The organism is Actinomycetospora sp. (genome assembly GCF_055612215.1).
Genome location: NZ_JBVPVA010001211.1, coordinates 1 through 1,142, shown reverse-complemented (window position 1 = coordinate 1,142; position 1,142 = coordinate 1). Strand labels below are relative to the sequence as shown.

Sequence of the window (1,142 nt, the reverse complement as noted above, 5' to 3'; positions counted from 1 at the left end):
CGCGGCCTCGGCCTTCCGGCCGGTCAGGTACAGGTCCTGCACGCGCTGCGCGACGGCTTCGTAGCCCATGCGCACGAAGACGTCGTGGTGGAAGTTCGCGCCGCGGGCGCCCATCCCGCCCATGTAGAGCGCCAGCTCGGGCCGGAGGCGGTCGGCGGCACGCTCGACGTCGTCGTCGAGCACCACCGGCACCGTCGCGACCACCTCGAACCCGGCCGGCCGCCCACCGGGTCGTCGCGCAAAGCCCGCGTCGAGGGCGTCGCGGTAGAACGAGTCGAAAGCCGGAGCGAAGAACATCGCGTGCCAGCCGTCGGCGATCTCGGCGGCCAGCGCGATGTTGCGCGGTCCCTCCGCGCCGAGCTGCACGGGCAGGTCGCGGCGGTAGGGGTGCAACGACGACCGCAGGGGCTTGCCGAGCTCCGACCCTGCCGAGGGCAGCGCGAAGAACTCCCCCGCGTAGGCCACCGGGGCCTCGCGTGCCAGGACGGCCCGCACGATCTCGACGTACTCCCGCGTGCGCGCCAGCGGCCGCGCGTACGGGACCCCGTGCCAGCCCTCGGAGACCTGGGGCCCCGACGCCCCGAGCCCGAGCACCACGCGCCCGCCGGAGAGGTGGTCCAGCGTCATGGCGGCCATGGCGGTCGCCGTCGGGGTCCGGGCCGGGAGCTGCGCGACGGCGGTGCCCAGGCGGACCCGCGAGGTCAGCGCCGCGCAGAAGGCCATGGGCGTGAAGACGTCGGAGCCGTAGGCCTCGGCGAACCACAGCGACGCGAAGCCGGCCGCGTCGAGGGCCTGGATGCGCGCGGCGAGGTCGGGCGGCGGCGAGCCGATGAAGTGCCCGACGTTGACCCCGATGCGCACGTCAGGTCTGCGCCGTCGCGGCGTAGAGGTCCGCGTACGTCGTCCGGAGCTTGTACTTGAGGACCTTGCCGCCGACGGTCTCCGGAAGGGCGTCGGTGAACACGACCGCCTTGGGCGTCTCGTAGCCGCCGAGCCGTGCCCGGCAGTGGGCGACGAGCTCGTCGGCGGTGGGCGCGGCGCCGGGCGCGGGCACGACGACGGCCGTCACCGCCTCGCCCCAGCGGTCGTGCGGCAGGCCGATGACGGCGGCCCGCGCGACGCCGGGGTGCTCGTAGAGCGCG

Annotated in this window: 2 protein-coding genes; both read right to left on the bottom strand. The window is 75.1% G+C overall.

Going from position 1 to position 1,142, the window contains the following annotated elements:
• On the bottom strand, positions 1–861 hold an 861-nt coding region (locus AC0CYZ_RS32380; RefSeq protein ID WP_472222506.1), incomplete at its 3' end, for an LLM class F420-dependent oxidoreductase.
• Between the two features lies 1 nt (position 862).
• Positions 863–1,142 (bottom strand): AMP-binding enzyme (locus AC0CYZ_RS32375; protein WP_472222504.1); only part of this gene is annotated, 280 nt, incomplete at its 5' end.